Annotated in this window: 14 protein-coding genes; 8 read left to right on the top strand and 6 right to left on the bottom strand. The window is 61.0% G+C overall.

Going from position 1 to position 16,872, the window contains the following annotated elements:
* Position 1 precedes the first annotated feature (1 nt).
* Both J1G33_RS01485 and J1G33_RS01480 read left to right on the top strand, forming a co-directional pair.
* On the top strand, positions 2-484 hold the full coding sequence (locus J1G33_RS01485; RefSeq protein WP_032877712.1) for a GNAT family N-acetyltransferase: 483 nt from the start codon (positions 2-4) through the stop codon (positions 482-484).
* 108 nt (positions 485-592) lie between these two features.
* On the top strand, positions 593-1,336 hold the full coding sequence (locus J1G33_RS01480) for a YkgJ family cysteine cluster protein (RefSeq protein ID WP_103734610.1): 744 nt from the start codon (positions 593-595) through the stop codon (positions 1,334-1,336).
* A gap of 51 nt (positions 1,337-1,387) precedes the next feature.
* Here J1G33_RS01480 and J1G33_RS01475 read toward each other — a convergent pair whose 3' ends face one another.
* Together J1G33_RS01475 and J1G33_RS01470 are read right to left on the bottom strand one after the other, a co-directional pair.
* Positions 1,388-2,170, bottom strand: coding sequence for a transporter substrate-binding domain-containing protein (locus tag J1G33_RS01475; RefSeq protein ID WP_078820316.1), 783 nt, complete (start codon positions 2,168-2,170; stop codon positions 1,388-1,390).
* A 162-nt stretch (positions 2,171-2,332) separates the two neighbouring features.
* Complete coding sequence (locus J1G33_RS01470; RefSeq protein ID WP_005784964.1) at positions 2,333-2,566, bottom strand: hypothetical protein; 234 nt, start codon at positions 2,564-2,566, stop codon at positions 2,333-2,335.
* A 193-nt stretch (positions 2,567-2,759) separates the two neighbouring features.
* On the opposite strand from J1G33_RS01470, the gene J1G33_RS01465 reads away from it, so the two are divergent.
* From J1G33_RS01465 to J1G33_RS01440, 6 genes are all read left to right on the top strand, one after another.
* Entirely contained in the window at positions 2,760-3,926 is a 1,167-nt protein-coding gene (locus J1G33_RS01465) for an efflux RND transporter periplasmic adaptor subunit (protein WP_103734613.1), read from the top strand.
* Positions 3,923-7,018 (top strand): multidrug efflux RND transporter permease subunit, encoded by a 3,096-nt coding sequence (locus tag J1G33_RS01460; RefSeq protein ID WP_223017599.1) that lies wholly within the window; start codon positions 3,923-3,925, stop codon positions 7,016-7,018. Before J1G33_RS01465 ends, J1G33_RS01460 begins: the two co-directional genes overlap by 4 nt.
* 7 nt (positions 7,019-7,025) lie before the next feature.
* Positions 7,026-7,703: a heavy metal response regulator transcription factor gene (locus J1G33_RS01455; RefSeq protein ID WP_005784958.1), complete on the top strand. Its 678-nt coding sequence runs from the start codon at positions 7,026-7,028 to the stop codon at positions 7,701-7,703.
* Positions 7,693-9,057 (top strand): heavy metal sensor histidine kinase, encoded by a 1,365-nt coding sequence (locus J1G33_RS01450; RefSeq protein WP_148853472.1) that lies wholly within the window; start codon positions 7,693-7,695, stop codon positions 9,055-9,057. Before J1G33_RS01455 ends, J1G33_RS01450 begins: the two co-directional genes overlap by 11 nt.
* Positions 9,058-9,439: 382 nt before the next feature.
* Complete coding sequence (locus J1G33_RS01445) at positions 9,440-10,762, top strand: OprD family porin (protein WP_032877718.1); 1,323 nt, start codon at positions 9,440-9,442, stop codon at positions 10,760-10,762.
* Positions 10,763-10,867: 105 nt separating this feature from the next.
* Entirely contained in the window at positions 10,868-12,352 is a 1,485-nt protein-coding gene (locus J1G33_RS01440; protein WP_103734617.1) for a diguanylate cyclase, read from the top strand.
* A 67-nt stretch (positions 12,353-12,419) separates the two neighbouring features.
* On the opposite strand, the gene lpxC is transcribed toward J1G33_RS01440, so the two are convergent.
* The 4 genes from lpxC to J1G33_RS01420 form a co-directional block, all read right to left on the bottom strand.
* Positions 12,420-13,331 carry a UDP-3-O-acyl-N-acetylglucosamine deacetylase gene (gene lpxC, locus J1G33_RS01435; protein WP_003171886.1) on the bottom strand — a complete coding sequence of 304 codons (912 nt, stop codon included), beginning with the start codon at positions 13,329-13,331 and terminating at the stop codon, positions 12,420-12,422.
* A gap of 112 nt (positions 13,332-13,443) precedes the next feature.
* Positions 13,444-14,649, bottom strand: a complete 1,206-nt coding sequence (gene ftsZ / locus J1G33_RS01430; protein ID WP_005784951.1) for a cell division protein FtsZ — start codon at positions 14,647-14,649, stop codon at positions 13,444-13,446.
* Between the two features lie 75 nt (positions 14,650-14,724).
* Positions 14,725-15,987: a cell division protein FtsA gene (gene ftsA, locus J1G33_RS01425; protein ID WP_003188682.1), complete on the bottom strand. Its 1,263-nt coding sequence runs from the start codon at positions 15,985-15,987 to the stop codon at positions 14,725-14,727.
* 15 nt (positions 15,988-16,002) lie between these two features.
* On the bottom strand, positions 16,003-16,872 hold the full coding sequence (locus J1G33_RS01420) for a cell division protein FtsQ/DivIB (RefSeq protein WP_032803262.1): 870 nt from the start codon (positions 16,870-16,872) through the stop codon (positions 16,003-16,005).

The raw sequence follows: 16,872 nt of genomic DNA, 5'->3' as shown, positions 1-16,872 counted from the left end.
AGTGGCCGAGTATTTCCAGCTGCTGCGTCGCGACCTCACGGGCAGCCTGCCCGCCCCGCAGTGGCCAGCGAATACGCGGCTGGATCATTACCGGGATGAATTGGCCCCGGCGATCCATGCCGTGTTGCGCATGACTCAAGACCAGGGCGGAGGCCGTGTCGCCAGCCTGGATGAATGGCGCCGACAGTTCGTGACCGATGCCGAGTGCGACCCGACGTTGTGCCTGGTCGCCATTAACGCCGACGGCATTCTCGGTGTCGCCCAGTGCTGGACCAGCGCCTTCATCAAGAACCTTGCGATACATCCTTGCGCCCAGGGCCAGGGGCTGGGGCGCGCCTTGTTGCTGCACAGCTTTCAGGTGTTCAAGCAGCGCGGCGAACCTTATGTCGACCTCAAGGTGCTGGAAAGCAACCTGCGTGCCCGGCAACTGTATGAAAGTGCCGATATGAGATTTGTCCTGCGCGACACTGTGCCCAAGGGCTGACAACCCCTGGCGCATAACTTGCTTCCAGAGTGCCGAGCGGTCGATAGAGGTAAAAAACCCGTCACCCCTCAAGCGTGCCCTCTGACCTAGCCTGGTGACAGATCCGCCATGAACACTCAGTTTTCTTGCGTAGGTTGCGGCAAATGCTGCAGCGACCATCACGTCCCCCTGACCCTCGCAGAAGCCCGTAGCTGGGCGGCGGACGGCGGTAACGTCATCGTCCTGGTCGAGGGTTTCCTCGGCAACGGCCTGGGCCTGCCCCTGCAACAACGTGAACACGCCGAGCGCCGATCGGTGATGGTGCCCAGCGGCACTACCGAGGCGTTTGTGGCAATCACCTTTGCCGCCTATAACGCCGGACGCTGCCGGAATCTTGACGAAGACAACCTTTGCCGCATCTATGAACGACGCCCACTGGTGTGCCGGATCTACCCGATGGAGATCAACCCGCATATCCCGCTGAACCCGAGTGCCAAGGATTGCCCGCCAGAATCCTGGGAACAGGGCCCGGCTTTGATCGTCGGTGGCGAGTTAATGGACAAGGAACTGGCTGAACTGATCGGCCGCTCGCGCCAGGCCGACCGTGATGATGTACAAACCAAGGAAGCGGTGTGTGCGTTGCTCGGCATTCGTACCACAGCACTCAAGGGCGACGGCTTTACCGCCTACCTGCCGGATATGCAGGCGTTTGCCCAAGCTGTCGAGCAGGCAGTGGTCCAGCCGAGCATGGCCAATGAATGGGTGTTCCATGTATCCGGTATGGACATCGCCGAACAACTGCTGGACGCCGGGGCGCAGATTGCCACCGAAGTGCCGGCCAACTATGCGTTTATCTCGTTGCGGGCTGCCTGACCGCCGGCGGGGATTTGACTGAGTCTGCTCCCGCATTGAGATCTATCTCGATCATGGAGTGGCAGGCGCTACATCCAGACCATAGGGCTGGAGGATGCGTTGGTATTCGCCGTTTTGCATCAGCTGTTCAAGCGCATGGTTCAGCTCATTGCGCAGCGCGGTATCAGGTTTGCGTACCGCGATAGCCACGCTGTTGCCCAACAGGCCCGATGACACCACAGGCCCCAGGAAACCGAAGTCCAGGCCGTCGGCGGTGTCGAGCAGCGCCTCACGGATCTCCACGGCACCTTGCAAGGTCGCATCGATATCACCCGACACCAGGCTCTGAATCAGTTGATCGTTGAGCCAGAAACTTCTGATGATCACCCCCGCCGGTGCCCACTGCGAGAGCGCAAAGGCTTCACGATTACTCCTGACCAACACCCCCACGCGCTTGCCCTTGAGCGAGCGCCGGCCAGGGATCAAGCCTGAGCCTTTACGACCCACCAGGCGGGTGGTGATCGGGTAGAGGTCATCGGTAAAACTCACCCGTTGTCGGCGCCGACATGTCGGCGCCATACCCATGATCGCGTCGAACTGCCGGGCTTCGAGGGCCGGAAAATTTTCCATGACGACTTGGTCAACCCAGATACAGCGCACGTTGAGTTGTTCGCACAAGGCATTGCCCAGTTCGATGTTCAGACCCACCAATTGCCCTTGCGGGTTGCGGCTCTGAAAGGGGGGAAAATGCGCGGCCACGGCGAAACGAATCTCGCGCCGCGGTTGAACGTCGCCCGCAACGGCAGTCGTCGAGAGCAAGAAGGCAAGCACTGCACAGAGGTGTATCAGGGCCACGGGAACGTCCTTTTCCGGAAAGCTTACTCACTCGTCCCGATGGAGCGTCATCGGGACGAAGCAAACGCTGTGCAAGCTTTCAAGAATCGACCGCGGACCTACAAGTAGAAATATCGACAGGCGACGTAGGCAACAGCCTATAACGCGAGCTTCGATTTAGCCTTAACGTTTACCCATCGAACGGCGCGTGCCTGGGGGTGCCATGCCTGGGGTCTTGGTATGGCCGTTCTTGGCGCCACCTTTGTACCAGGGCTGGCTGGCGTTTTTGGCGCCTGCCAGCTCACCCGGCTTGAAGGGGAACTTGAACGCCGGGATCTCGGCTTTTTCAGCACTGTCGGCGGTGGCCGAATCAACGAGGTCGGCCGCTTCAACAGGGGGTTGGGTGGGGGAAGTCATAGGGGCTCCGGCACAGCTATAGGTGTAAAAACGCGAGTATACGGGGCCGAGGCTGCCAGCAGTAACTTCAAGCGACAGGCTCACACAGCCTAACTGTCACGGCTGTCAGTTTGCCGTCACCGTGCTGACGGTGAAACAGCGCTATAAAGCAGCTTTCCAAACTCCAACGTGCAGTTTGCGCCGGCGCCCTCCTATGCAGATCAAACGAAACATGGCCCTGATAGTGGGTGCCCTCCTGATACTGGCTGTCGCAGCCTGGGCATTGACCCGGCCGGTCAAAGCACGGCTGGCGGCGCCTACCGCCATTCCCGTGCGGGTGGTGAGCGTGACGCAACAGGATGTTCCGCGGTTTGTCAGCGGCATCGGCTCGGTGCTGTCGTTGCACAATGTGGTGATTCGCCCGCAGATCGACGGCATCCTCACCCGATTGCTGGTCAAAGAAGGTCAGTCGGTGAAGGCCGGTGACCTGCTGGCGACCCTCGATGACCGCTCGATCCGCGCCAGCCTCGACCAGGCCAAGGCGCAACTGGGTGAAAGCCAGGCGCAGTTGCAAGTGGCACTGGTCAACCTCAAGCGCTACAAGGCACTGAGCATTGACGACGGCGTATCAAAGCAGACCTATGACCAGCAGCAGGCATTGGTGAACCAGCTCAGGGCCACCGTGCAAGGCAATCAGGCTGCGATTGATGCTGCTCAGGTACAACTTTCCTACACCCAGATTCGCTCCCCCGTCAGTGGTCGCGTGGGCATTCGCAGTGTGGATGAAGGTAATTTCCTGCGCATGAGCGACACCCAGGGGTTGTTCTCCGTCACCCAGCTCGACCCGATCGCCGTTGAGTTCTCCCTGCCGCAGCAGATGCTGCCGACCCTGCAGGGTCTGATCGCGGCGCCAACCCCGGCCAGCGTCGACGCCTACCTGGGCGCCGATACCGACGGCGACACCGGCCACCTGCTCGGCGAAGGCCACCTGAGCCTGATCGACAACCAGATCAGCTCCACCACCGGCACCCTGCGGGCCAAGGCCGAGTTCAACAACCCATCGCAAAAGCTGTGGCCGGGGCAACTGGTGACCATCAAGATCCAGACGGCCCTCGACAAGCATGTTCTAGTGGTGCCACCGACCGTAGTACAGCGTGGGCTGGACTCGCACTTCGTGTACCGGGTGAACGGTGATAAAGCAGAAGTGGTGCCGGTACAGGTTGCCTATCAGGACAGCGAGATCAACATCATCAAAGGCGTGCAGGCTGGGGACGTGCTGGTCAGCGACGGTCAGTCGCGGCTCAAGGCCGGCGCCCAGGTGGAAGTACTCAAGGAGCCACCACAGGTGATCCAGACCGCTGACGCCACGGTGCAACCATGAGCGGCAGCCGTTCGCCCTCGGCCTGGTGCGTTGATCACCCGGTCGCCACCCTGTTGTTGACGTTTGCCTTGGTACTGCTGGGGGTCATCGCCTTCCCACGCCTGTCCATCGCCCCGTTGCCGGAAGCGGAATTTCCGACGATCCAGGTCACCGCGCAACTGCCCGGTGCCAGCCCGGACACCATGGCCTCATCAGTGGCCACGCCCCTGGAAGTGCAATTCAGTGCCATCCCCGGCGTGACCCAGATGACCTCCAGCAGCGCCTTGGGCTCAAGCCTTTTGACGTTGCAGTTCACTCTGGAAAAAAGCATCGACACCGCCGCCCAGGAAGTCCAGGCCGCGATCAACACCGCCTCCGGCAAGCTGCCCAGCGATATGCCGAACTTGCCGACCTGGAGAAAGGTCAACCCGGCGGACAGCCCGGTACTGATCCTCAGCGTCAGTTCAGGCAGCATGCCCAGCACCGAGCTGAGTGATTATGTGGAAACCCTGCTGGCGCGCCAGATCAGCCAGATCGACGGCGTCGGCCAGATCAACATTACCGGCCAGCAACGCCCGGCGATTCGCGTGCAGGCCTCCCCCGACAAACTCGCGGCCATCGGGCTGACCCTCGCCGACATACGCCTGGCCATTCAGCAGTCGAGCCTCAACTTGGCCAAGGGCGCGATCTATGGCGAGAACAGCGTCTCGACTCTGTCGACCAACGACCAGCTGTTTCACCCCGAAGACTACGGCCAGTTAATCGTTTCCTACAAAGACGGCGCACCGGTTCAACTGCGCGATATCGCCAACGTCATCAATGGTTCGGAAAACGCCTACGTGCAAGCCTGGTCCGGCGATACGCCAGGGGTCAACCTGGTGATTTCGCGTCAGCCCGGCGCCAACATCGTCGAAACCGTCGACCGCATCCAGGCCGAACTGCCGCGCCTGCAAGGCATGTTGCCGGCCTCGGTGCAGGTCAGCGTATTGACCGACCGCACCAAGACCATCCGCGCCTCCCTGCATGAAGTGGAAATGACCCTGCTGATCGCCATCCTGCTAGTGGTGGCGGTGATGGCGCTGTTTTTGCGCCAGCTCTCGGCGACACTGATAGTGTCGGCCGTGCTGGGTGTATCGCTGGTGGCCAGTTTTGCCCTGATGTACGTGATGGGGTTCAGCCTGAACAACCTGACCCTGGTCGCTATCGTGATCGCCGTGGGCTTTGTGGTGGACGATGCGATTGTGGTGGTGGAGAACATCCATCGGCACCTGGAGGCCGGCCTGGGCCAGCGCGAAGCGGCGATCAAAGGCTCCGGCGAAATCGGCTTTACCGTGGTGTCCATCAGCTTCTCGCTGGTGGCGGCGTTTATTCCGCTGCTGTTCATGGGCGGTGTGGTCGGGCGGTTGTTCAAGGAATTCGCGCTGACGGCCACTTCGACCATCCTGATTTCGGTGGTGGTTTCGCTGACATTGGCGCCTACCCTGGCCGCCTTGTTCATGCGCGCACCGAGCCATCCTGCCCACGCCAAACCCTCCTTCAGCGAGCGCCTGCTGGCCGGCTACGCACGCAATCTGCGCCGGGCACTGGCGCACCAACGCAGCATGGCGGCGATCTTCGTGGTGACCCTGGCCCTGGCCGTGGTCGGTTATGTGTTTATCCCCAAGGGTTTCTTCCCGGTGCAGGACACCGGTTTCGTGCTCGGCACCAGCGAGGCGGCGGCCGATGTGTCCTACAAAGACATGGTCGCCAAGCACAAGGCCCTGGCGGACATCGTCAAGGCCGACCCGGCGGTGCAGGCGTTTTCCCACTCGGTGGGCGTCACCGGCAGCAACCAGACCATCGCCAACGGGCGCTTCTGGATTGCCTTGAAAGATCGCGGTGATCGCGACGTGTCCGCCAGCCAGTTCATCGACCGCCTGCGCCCGCAACTGGCGAAGGTGCCCGGTATCGTGCTGTACCTGCGCGCCGGCCAGGACATCAACTTGAGTTCCGGCCCCAGCCGCGCCCAGTACCAATACGTGCTCAAGAGCAACGACGGCCCGACGCTCAACACCTGGACCCAACGCCTCACCGAGAAACTGCGCAGCAACCCGGCGTTTCGTGACCTGTCCAACGACCTGCAACTGGGCGGCAGCATTACCCACATCAACATCGACCGCCAGGCCGCTGCCCGCTTCGGCCTGACCGCCACCGATGTCGACCAGGCGCTGTACGACGCCTTCGGCCAGCGCCAGATCAACGAGTTTCAGACCGAGATCAACCAGTACCAGGTGATACTCGAACTGGACAGCCAGCAACGCGGCAAGGCCGAAAGCCTCAACTACTTTTACCTGCGCTCGCCGCTGACCAACGAAATGGTGCCGCTGTCGGCACTGGCCAGGGTCGAGCCGCCCAGCGTGGGGCCGTTGTCCATCAGCCATGACGGCATGTTCCCCGCCGCCAACCTGTCGTTCAACCTGGCGCCCGGCGTGGCCCTGGGCGACGCGGTGATCATGCTCGACCAGGCCAAGAGCGACATCGGTATGCCGAGCACCCTCATCGGCAACTTCCAGGGCGCGGCCCAGGCGTTCCAGAGTTCGCTGGCCAGCCAACCGTGGCTGATCCTCGCAGCGCTGGTGGCGGTGTACATCATCCTGGGTGTGCTGTACGAGAGTTTCGTGCACCCGCTGACGATCATTTCCACCCTGCCCTCGGCGGGCCTGGGGGCGCTGATCATGCTGTGGCTGCTGGGCCAGGACTTTTCGATCATGGCCTTGATCGGCCTGGTGTTGCTGATCGGCATCGTCAAGAAAAACGGCATTTTGATGATCGACTTTGCACTGGAGGCCCAGCGCATGCGCGGGCTGACGCCGGAGGATGCAATTTATGAAGCCTGCGTCACGCGGTTCCGACCGATCATCATGACCACCCTCGCCGCCCTGCTCGGCGCGGTGCCCTTGATGCTGGGCTCGGGCCCGGGGGCGGAACTGCGTCAACCGCTGGGCATTGCGGTGGTGGGAGGCTTGCTGGTGAGCCAGGCGCTGACGCTGTTCACGACTCCGGTCATATACTTGTACCTTGAACGGACTTTCCACAGGCCCAAACCAGCGCTGGCGCTGGCGACCACACACTGAGGCGGTCATGCGCGTCCTGATTATTGAAGATGAAGAGAAAACCGCAGACTACCTGCACCGTGGCCTGACAGAGCAAGGCTACACCGTCGATGTGGCACGCGAAGGCGTCGAGGGCCTGCACCTGGCGCTGGAGAATGAGTACGCGGTGATCGTGCTCGACGTGATGCTCCCCGGCCTGGACGGCTTTGGCGTATTGCGGGCGTTGCGCGCCCGCAAGCAGACGCCGGTGATCATGCTCACCGCCCGCGAGCGCGTGGAGGACCGCATTCGCGGCCTGCGTGAGGGCGCCGATGATTACCTGGGCAAGCCGTTTTCGTTTCTTGAGCTGGTGGCGCGCCTGCAAGCCCTGACCCGCCGCAGCGGCGGCCATGAGCCGGTGCAGGTAACCGTCGCCGACCTGTGGATCGACTTGATCAGCCGCAAGGCCAGTCGCAACGGTGTACGCCTGGACCTGACCGCCAAGGAGTTCTCGCTGCTCAGCGTGTTGGCGCGTCGCCAGGGAGAAATCCTGTCCAAGACCGCGATTGCCGAGATGGTCTGGGACATCAATTTCGACAGCGATGCCAACGTGGTGGAAGTGGCGATCAAGCGCCTGCGCGCCAAGCTCGACGGGCCGTTCGAACACAAGCTGCTGCACACCATTCGCGGCATGGGCTATGTGCTGGAGAACCGCAGTGTCGGCTAACTCCATCGCCCTGCGCCTGAGCGGCATGTTCACCCTGGTGGCGCTGCTGATCTTCGTGTTGATCGGCGGCGCGCTGTACCAGCAGGTGGATCGCGGCCTGGGGTTGTTGCCGGGCGCCGAACTGGATGCGCGCTACAGCGTGCTGGAATCGTCGGTGAACCGCTTCGGCACGCCGGAGCATTGGGTCAAGATAAAGTCCAAGCTCAAGCTGCTGGGGGAAGAGGACAAGCGCATTCGATTCTGGGTGGTCAGCAGCGACCCGAGCTATGAATATGGCGAGCCGGACGCGCAAATCCGCGCCTTTGCACAGGGCCCGACGGGCAAGCGCGACCTGCGCCTGCCCGGCCACGCTTATCCGTTCAAGGTGCTGGTCAGCCAGTTTGCGGCCAAGGACCAGCGCCCGGCGTTGCGCTTTATGATCGCCATCGACACCGAAAACTTCCGCGCCACCCAGCATCATTTGCTGGTGGCGTTGATCAGCCTGGCAATGGTGGGTGTGGTCATGGCCGCGCTGCTGGGTTTCTGGGTTGCGCGCATCGGCTTGAAGCCACTGGAAAAGCTCTCCGACGAAGCGCGCAAACTCGCCCCGCCCAAACTCTCGGGGCGCTTGCAATTGTCACCGCTGCCGCCGGAGTTGAGCCTGTTCGTCAATTCGTTCAATGCCACCCTCGACCGCGTGGAACAAGCCTACTCGCGCCTGGAATCGTTCAACGCCGACGTGGCCCATGAACTGCGCTCGCCGCTGACCAACCTGATCGGCCAGACCCAAGTCGCACTGACACGCGGGCGTTCGGCCGAGCACTATTTCGAGGTGTTGCAATCGAACCTGGAAGAGCTGGAACGGCTGCGCTCGATCATCAACGACATGCTGTTCCTCGCCAGCGCCGACCAGGGCAGCAAAGCCACCAAGCTGATCGAATGCTCCCTGGCCGATGAAGTGGCCACCACCCTCGATTACCTGGACTTCATCCTCGAAGACGCTCAGGTGCGGGTGCGGGTGCACGGCGACGCCCGGGTGCATATCGAAAAGGCCCACCTGCGGCGTGCGCTGATCAACCTGCTGAGCAATGCCGTGCAACATACCGCGCCCGGACAGGTTATCAACGTGCACATCCAGGTGCAGGGGCAACAGGTAGCGATTGGCGTGACCAACCCGGGCGAGGCGATCGCCAGCGAACACTTGCCACGCCTGTTCGAACGTTTCTACCGGGTGGATGCATCACGCAGCAACAGCGGGGCCAATCACGGGCTGGGGCTGGCGATCGTCAAGGCGATTGCGTTGATGCATGGCGGGGATGTGTTTGTGCGCAGCGAAGGCGGTGGCAATACCTTTGGTATCACCCTTCCGGTCTAAACAACTCGGTCAAAAATGTGGGAGCTGGCTTGCCTGCGATAGCATCACCCCGGTGCGCCTGGCATACCGAGGTGTCTGCATCGCAGGCAAGCCAGCTCCCACAGAAGATCCTATCGCCCACACTGTTGCGATTTGGGCAATAGTTATTATCTTGTTACACTCTGTATCGCACCGCTCGCCTGCGTTACTTTGACGCATCGATGAGCGCGACGGCAAAGGCAGCTGACCCGCTTACCCGAATTTCCCTCGACTTATTTCCAGGGCTCTACACTGGGAATCTGTCTTAAAGCCGCTGACTTCAGCGGCTTTTTTTTGCCGTGAAAAAAGGCCGGGCACACCCCACGACACTGGCCGTTCATGATTGACCAAAGGAGCTCCACCGGTGAAGAACTCGCTGACGTTCACCCCGTTATTCCTCGCAATCGCAGCAACGATCATCCCCCTTGCCCACGCGGCGGACGCCCCGCCCGACGAAGGCTTCGTCGAGGGTTCACACCTCACGGTCAACACCCGCAACTACTACATGAACCGCGACCGTCGCGACATCCATACCGATGACAGCAAGGAATGGGGCCAGGGCTTTATCGGCACTTTCGAGTCCGGCTACACCCAGGGCACCGTCGGCTTTGGCCTGGACGTCAACGCCATGCTCGGCCTGAAGCTCGACGGCGGCGGCGGCACTGATGGCTCCAGCATCCTTCCCTACGGCAGCGGCAACGGCAAGGCACCGGGTTCGTTTTCCACCGCCGGCGGCACCTTGAAAATGCGTGCCTTCGATACCGAACTGAAAGCCGGCGACCTGTTCCTCAACAACCCGGTGATCGCCGGCGGCATGACGCGCATGTTGCCGCAGACGTTCCGGGGTGTAAGCCTGACCAACCACAGCTTTGACGGCTGGATGATCGAAGGCGGCCAGGCCAGCTTTACCAAGCTCTACAACCAGAGCGGCCATCGGCGCATCGGCACCAGCTACGGTGCATTGCCGGCCAATGCCGACAGCCAGCACCTGGACTGGGCCGGCGTGTCGTTCAGCGGCATTGCCGGGTTGACCAGCAACCTGTACGCCTCCGAACTCAAGGACGTATGGCACCAGTACTACTACGACCTCGAATATACCTACGCCCTCAATGATCTGGTCAGCCTGACCCCCGGCCTGCACTACTACCACACCCAGGACACCGGCCAATCGCTGCTGGGTGATATCGACAACAACACCTACAGCCTGCATTTCACTGTAGGCGTGGGCAACCACAGCGTCACGGCCACCTATCAGCGGGTCAACGGCAACACGCCGTTCGACTACATCACCCAGGGCGACAGCGTGTACCTGGACAACTCCCAGCAGTACTCGGACTTCAACGGCCCCAACGAGCGCTCCTGGAAGCTCAAGTACGCCTACGACTTCGCCGGCCTCGGCGTGCCGGGGCTGACGTCTGCCGTGTCCTACATCAGCGGCAAGACCGACCTGACCAAGGTCGACCCCAACAGTCGTGGCTACAGCAGTTGGTACAGCGCCGACGGCAAGGACGCCAAGCATTGGGAACGGGATATCGACGTGAAATATGTGGTGCAGGGTGGCAAGGCCAAGGACCTGGCCGTGCGCCTGCAATGGGCGACTAATCGAGGAAGCAATGGCTACTCGGCAGTGGATCGGGATGTGGATGAGTACCGTGTGATTGTGGATTACCCCATCAACATCTTCTGACAACGTTCCAAATGTGGGAGGGGGATTGCTCCCACATTTGGGTTCTGCGACCTATTCCAGAGTTGCTACTAAGCTATTGGCATCCTCAAAGCAGAAGTGCGTCCGATGAGCCCAAGCCTTACCCGCCCTGAGCGCCTGCTTATTCTGGGCAGCACGCTGACAGTGTTGCTGATCGTGGGAGTCGTCACGGCGCTGCTGATTCGTGAACACGCCAATACCTTGCAGACGGCCAAGCGCACCGCCAATACCATCACCCAATTGATCGACGCCGACGTGTTGCGCAATGTCGAACTCTACGATGTGGGCCTCAAGGGTTTGATCACCGCTACCGAACGTACTGACCTGCAGGATGTATCCGCGAGTATCCGTCAGTTGGTGCTGTTCGACCGCTCCGCCGCCGCGCCATACAAGGGCGATGTCCTGTTGCTGGATCCCACCGGCGAGGTGATTGCCGACTCGTCACTGCTCACGATCAAGCCCGGCAACTTCGCTGATCGGGACTATTTTCAGGTTCACCGCCAGAATCCGGACGTGGGGTTGTACATCAGCCGTCCGTTCATGGCCCGCTGTGTGTGCGATGACCAATGGCGCATCGCGTTCAGCCGCCGCGTTTCGTCACCGGACGGGCGCTTCCTGGGAGTCGCCGTCGCGTCCATGCGCCTGTCGTACTTCCACCAGCTGTTCACCAGCCTGAATATCGGCAGCAACAGCACGATCAACCTGCTCAACCACCAAGGCATCCTGCTGGCGCAAGAGCCTTTGCTGGAAGCGGATATCATCAATAAGGACCTGAGCCAACGCCCCAACGTCGCACGTATGCTGCGTGAACGGGACGGCAGTTTCCAAAGCATCTCCAGTGTCGACCATCAGGCACGCCTTTACAGTTTCTCCAATGTGGGCAATTTGCCATTGATCGTTGCGGTGGCCCTTTCCAGTGATGAAGTGTTCGCGCCCTGGCGGCGCGCAGCGTGGCTGGTCAGCCTTGCGACGGGGGTGTTATGCGTGGGTCTGTTGTGGCTGACCTGGGCGCTGTGCATGGAATTGCGCCGTCGCCATCGTGCTGAGCAAGTGCTGTCAGAACTGGCAGCCACCGACGCCCTCACCGGCCTGGCCAACCGTCGTACTCTGGACGAGCGTTTGCGTATGGAATGGGACCGTGCGCAGCGCTCAACCGAGCCGCTGACTGTGCTGATGATCGACGTGGACCACTTCAAGGCCTTCAACGACCGCCACGGCCATCAGGGTGGGGATGATGCGTTGCGGGCAGTCGCGCAGGTAATCAACAGCACTATCCGTCGCCCGGCCGACCTGGCCGCGCGTTATGGCGGTGAAGAGTTCGCCGCGGTGCTGCCCCATACCGACGCCAAGGGCGCCTGGGTGATCGCCGAGCGTATCCGCCAGAGCGTTCAGCATTTGCCGCAGGTGGCCGGGGATGATCAGCCGATCACGGTGAGCATCGGCATGAGTACCTGGCACAAGCACAGCCGTATCACCCTTGAGGACTTGCTGCTCAAGGCTGACCAAGCGTTGTATGAGGCCAAGCACAGTGGGCGTAACCGCATTGTGGATGCGGCAACCCTTCCCATATAAAACGGCGCGCCATAAAAAAAGGCCACCCGAAGGCAGCCTTTAAAAACTAAAGAAAGAGAGTTGTTACTTACACCGCCGCAACGGGACGCATGTAAGAGATCGGTGCGGTGCTGGCATCTTCGAAGGTCACGACTTCCCAAGCGTCTGTCTGCTCAATCAACTTGCGCAGCAGCTGGTTGTTAAGGGCGTGGCCCGACTTGAAGCCTTTGAACTCGCCTATCAGGCTATTGCCCAGCAGGTAGAGGTCACCGATTGCATCGAGGATCTTGTGCTTCACGAATTCGTCTTCGTAGCGAAGGCCGTCTTCGTTCAGTACACCATCCGCGTCGACCACAATGGCGTTTTCAACGCTGCCGCCGAGTGCGAGATTGTGCTTGCGCAGGTACTCGATGTCACTCATGAAACCAAAGGTACGGGCGCGGCTGACTTCTTTTACGAACGAAGTGCTGGAAAAATCCACGCTTGCACTTTGGGTGCGGTCACGGAATACCGGGTGATCGAAATCGATCTCAAAGCTCACTTTAAAGCCTTCGAACGGGACGAAGGTGGCGCGCTTGTCGCCGTCTTCTACTGTCACTTCCCGCAGAATGCGAATGAACTTCTTGGCTGCGTCCTGTTCTTCCAGGCCGGCAGATTGAATCAAGAATACGAAGGGTCCAGCGCTGCCATCCATGATCGGGACTTCGGACGCGGAGAGCTCGACGTAGGCGTTATCGATGCCCAGGCCAGCCATGGCCGAGAGCAAGTGCTCCACCGTGTCCACTTTGACGTCACCGTTGACCAGAGTGGTCGACATCGTGGTTTCGCCAACGTTTTCCGCGCGAGCAGGAATCTGCACCACAGGGTCCAGGTCGGCACGAACAAACACGATGCCGGTGTCGACAGGTGCGGGCTTGAGGGTCAGGTATACCTTCTCCCCGGAGTGCAGACCTACACCTGTGGCACGGATAATATTCTTCAGGGTGCGTTGTTTAATCATGGCTTGGACCGCTTCAGCGCAAATTGCGAACTGGTATCAACAAAGGCTGGCGATAATAACAGACCAGACCTTTGCTGAACACCAATCACCTTCATAGCCCTGATACATTCCATTAATCGGCCTGACGACGCAGGAATGCCGGGATGTCCAGGTAGTCCAGATCATCTTGCGGATTCAGGCTACGGGATGCAGCAGCACCGGCCTGGGCCTGGTTGCGCATCACGGTCGGACGGTCCAGATCACGGTAGTTCACCGACGGCAGTTCCTGGCGAGCAGGTGCTGCAGCGGCCGCTGCCTGATTAGCCTGGCTGACCTGGCTGTTGTGCAGGGTGTTGTCGATGACCTTTACAGGCTTCTCGATTTTCGCACCCAGGCCGGTCGCAACCACGGTTACATGCAGTTCATCACGCATGTCCGGATCGATAACGGTACCCACCTTGACCATGGCGTGCTCGGACGCGAAGGCTTCGATGATGCTACCCACGTCGGAGTACTCACCCAGGGACAGGTCGGGACCTGCGGTGATGTTCACCAGGATGCCGCGTGCACCTTGCAGGTTCACGTCTTCGAGCAACGGGTTGCGGATGGCCGCTTCGGTCGCTTCGCGTGCACGGTTAGGACCGCTGGCGCAGCCAGTGCCCATCATCGCCATGCCCATTTCGCTCATGACGGTACGAACGTCGGCAAAGTCGACGTTGATCATGCCCGGACGCTTGATGATGTCGGAGATACCGCGAACGGCACCGGCCAGTACATCGTCAGCCTTGGCGAACGCAGACAGCAGGCTTGCGTCCTTGCCCAGGATGGTCAGCAGTTTCTCGTTGGGGATGGTGATCAACGAGTCGACGCTTTCAGACAGCAGACGGATACCTTCGTCGGCGATCTGCATGCGCTTGCGGCCTTCGAACGGGAACGGACGCGTCACGACCGCAACGGTCAGAATCCCCATTTCCTTGGCTACTTCGGCAATGATCGGAGCAGCACCGGTACCGGTACCGCCGCCCATGCCGGTGGTGATGAACACCATGTTGGTGCCTTGCAGCACTTCGGCAATACGCTCGCGGTCTTCCAGAGCGGCTTGACGGCCGACTTCCGGATTGGCGCCAGCGCCGAGGCCCTTGGTCACCGCTGTGCCCAATTGCAGGATGGTCCGCGCGCCGATGCTTTTCAGCGCCTGGGCATCAGTGTTGGCGCAGATGAATTCAACGCCTTCAATGTTGCTCTTGACCATGTGGTTGACAGCGTTGCCGCCGCCACCGCCGACACCGATTACTTTGATAACCGGGCTAGCGGGGATGTTGTCTACGAGTTCAAACATGTTCCCTCTCCTTTCGTTTTCTCTAGTTTTTTCGCCTACTGCTTACTGCGGGTGCTGCGGTGTCGCGGTAAATCTTTAGAAATTGCCTTTGACCCAAGCCTGCAACCGCTCGAACAACGGCGCTTTGGCTTCGTCGTCACTGCGGTAGCTGTCGCGGATGCTCGGGCCCGACAGGGAAATGCCATCGGTCTGCTTTTGCAGCCCGTACAACAGCAAGCCCACACCGGTGGAATAAATCGGGTTGCGCACGACGTCGCCCAGGCCTTTCACGCCATGGGGCACGCCCAGGCGCACAGGCATGTGGAAGATCTCTTCGGCCAGTTCGACCGCGCCTTCCATTTTCGAGGTGCCACCGGTCAGCACGATGCCGGCCGGGATCAAATCTTCGTAGCCGCTGCGACGCAGTTCGGCCTGGATCAGGGTGAACAGTTCGTCGTAGCGCGGCTCGACCACTTCGGCCAGAGCCTGGCGCGACAGTTCGCGCGGTGGACGGTCGCCCACGCTTGGCACCTTGATGGTCTCGCCGGCACCGGCCAGTTTGGCCAGGGCGCAGGCGTAGCGGATCTTGATTTCTTCGGCGTACTGGGTCGGTGTACGCAACGCCATGGCGATGTCGTTGGTGACCTGGTCGCCGGCAATCGGGATCACCGCGGTGTGACGGATCGCACCCTCGGTGAAGATCGCGATGTCGGTGGTGCCGCCGCCGATGTCCACCAGGCACACGCCCAGCTCTTTTTCGTCGTCGGTGAGTACCGAGTAGGCCGAAGCCAACTGCTCGAGAATGATGTCGTCGATTTCCAGGCCGCAACGGCGCACGCATTTTTCAATGTTCTGTGCGGCGTTGACGGCGCAGGTCACCACGTGGACCTTGGCTTCCAGACGTACGCCCGACATGCCCAGGGGCTCGCGCACGCCTTCCTGGTTATCGATCACGTAGTCCTGCGGCAGGGTGTGCAGCACGCGCTGGTCAGCCGGGATCGCCACGGCCTGGGCGGCGTCGAGGACGCGCTCAAGGTCGGCCGAGCTGACTTCACGGTCGCGGATCGCCACGATGCCATGGGAATTCAGGCTGCGGATATGGTTGCCGGCCACGCCGACGAACGCCGAGTGAATCCGGCAACCGGCCATCAGCTGCGCTTCTTCGATGGCGCGCTGGATCGATTGCACGGTGGACTCGATGTTCACCACCACGCCCTTCTTCAGGCCCCGGGACGGATGCGTGCCAATACCGACGATTTCGATCGCGCCGTCTTCCCCAACCTCGCCCACCAGCGCCACCACCTTGGAGGTGCCGATATCGAGACCGACGATCATTTTGCCGCTTTGCACGTTTGCCATGGGTCCTGCCTCTTCTTAATTCTTCGCGACAGCGGGTTGTGCTGCCGTGGGCGCGGCCGGTGCACGCCAGCCGACGGCCAGGCCGTTGGCGTAACGCAGGTCGACGCTCGCAATGTTCGTAATCTGTTCTTTCAAGGTTTTTTCATAGATGGCAATAAAGCGGCGCATCTTTTCCACCAAGCGGTCGCGTCCCAGCAACAACTCGATGCCCGGGCCGGAACTGCCTGCCCCGGTCGTCAAAAACCAGCTGCCCCGTTCACGCAGTTCCAGGCGTGCAATGGAGAAGCCCAGTGGCCGCAGCATCTGGCTCAAGGCCTGGTACTGCTGCATCACTTGCTGCTGCGCCCGCTGCGGCCCGAACAGCTGCGGCAGGTGCTCATAGTTGGCCAGCTCACGCGGGGTGAACGCCTGGCCCTGGTTGTTCAACAGCGCTTCATCACCCCAACGGGCCACGGGCAGTTGTTCTTCCAGGCGGATCGTGACCTGGTCGGGCCATACGCGGCGCACTTCAGCGTGTGCGATCCACGGCATCTGTTCCAGCTCCGAGCGCATACCGGCCAGGTCGATAGTAAAGAAGCTCGCGGCCAGGTACGGGCCGATGCGCTGCTGTACCGCCTGCTGGCTGATGTAGCTCAAGTCGCCCTGCACGCTGATCTTGGTGATCGGCCGGTCGGCATACGGCAGCAGGCGTTGCGCGCCTTCGTAGGTACCGAACCCCAGCACCACCAGCAATACCGGCCAGAACAGCGCCTTGATAAAACCAAAGTTGGCTTTGGGCAGGCGCGCCGACATCGGCTCTTTGGCCACCATGCGGCTGGCACCCCGTGGCACCGGCTTGCGGCTCGGTGCTTGTGGGGGCTGATGACGAAGCGATGCGCCTTTCAT

Source organism: Pseudomonas sp. P867, assembly GCF_019891455.1.
Classification (GTDB): Bacteria; Pseudomonadota; Gammaproteobacteria; order Pseudomonadales; family Pseudomonadaceae; genus Aquipseudomonas; species Aquipseudomonas synxantha_A.
The sequence above is the reverse complement of the archived record's forward strand: the minus strand, read 5'-3'. Positions and strand labels throughout refer to the sequence as shown.

Bases quoted from the DNA above. Each gene is read 5' to 3' on its own strand.
- J1G33_RS01480 (WP_103734610.1), top strand. From the start codon at position 593: ATGAACACTCAGTTTTCTTGCGTAGGTTGCGGCAAATGCTGCAGCGAC.
- J1G33_RS01460 (WP_223017599.1), top strand. From the start codon at position 3,923: ATGAGCGGCAGCCGTTCGCCCTCGGCCTGGTGCGTTGATCACCCGGTC.
- J1G33_RS01465 (WP_103734613.1), top strand. From the start codon at position 2,760: ATGCAGATCAAACGAAACATGGCCCTGATAGTGGGTGCCCTCCTGATA.
- J1G33_RS01420 (WP_032803262.1), bottom strand. From the start codon at position 16,872: ATGAAAGGCGCATCGCTTCGTCATCAGCCCCCACAAGCACCGAGCCGC.
- J1G33_RS01440 (WP_103734617.1), top strand. From the start codon at position 10,868: ATGAGCCCAAGCCTTACCCGCCCTGAGCGCCTGCTTATTCTGGGCAGC.
- lpxC (WP_003171886.1), bottom strand. From the start codon at position 13,331: ATGATTAAACAACGCACCCTGAAGAATATTATCCGTGCCACAGGTGTA.
- J1G33_RS01470 (WP_005784964.1), bottom strand. From the start codon at position 2,566: ATGACTTCCCCCACCCAACCCCCTGTTGAAGCGGCCGACCTCGTTGAT.
- ftsZ (WP_005784951.1), bottom strand. From the start codon at position 14,649: ATGTTTGAACTCGTAGACAACATCCCCGCTAGCCCGGTTATCAAAGTA.
- ftsA (WP_003188682.1), bottom strand. From the start codon at position 15,987: ATGGCAAACGTGCAAAGCGGCAAAATGATCGTCGGTCTCGATATCGGC.
- J1G33_RS01455 (WP_005784958.1), top strand. From the start codon at position 7,026: ATGCGCGTCCTGATTATTGAAGATGAAGAGAAAACCGCAGACTACCTG.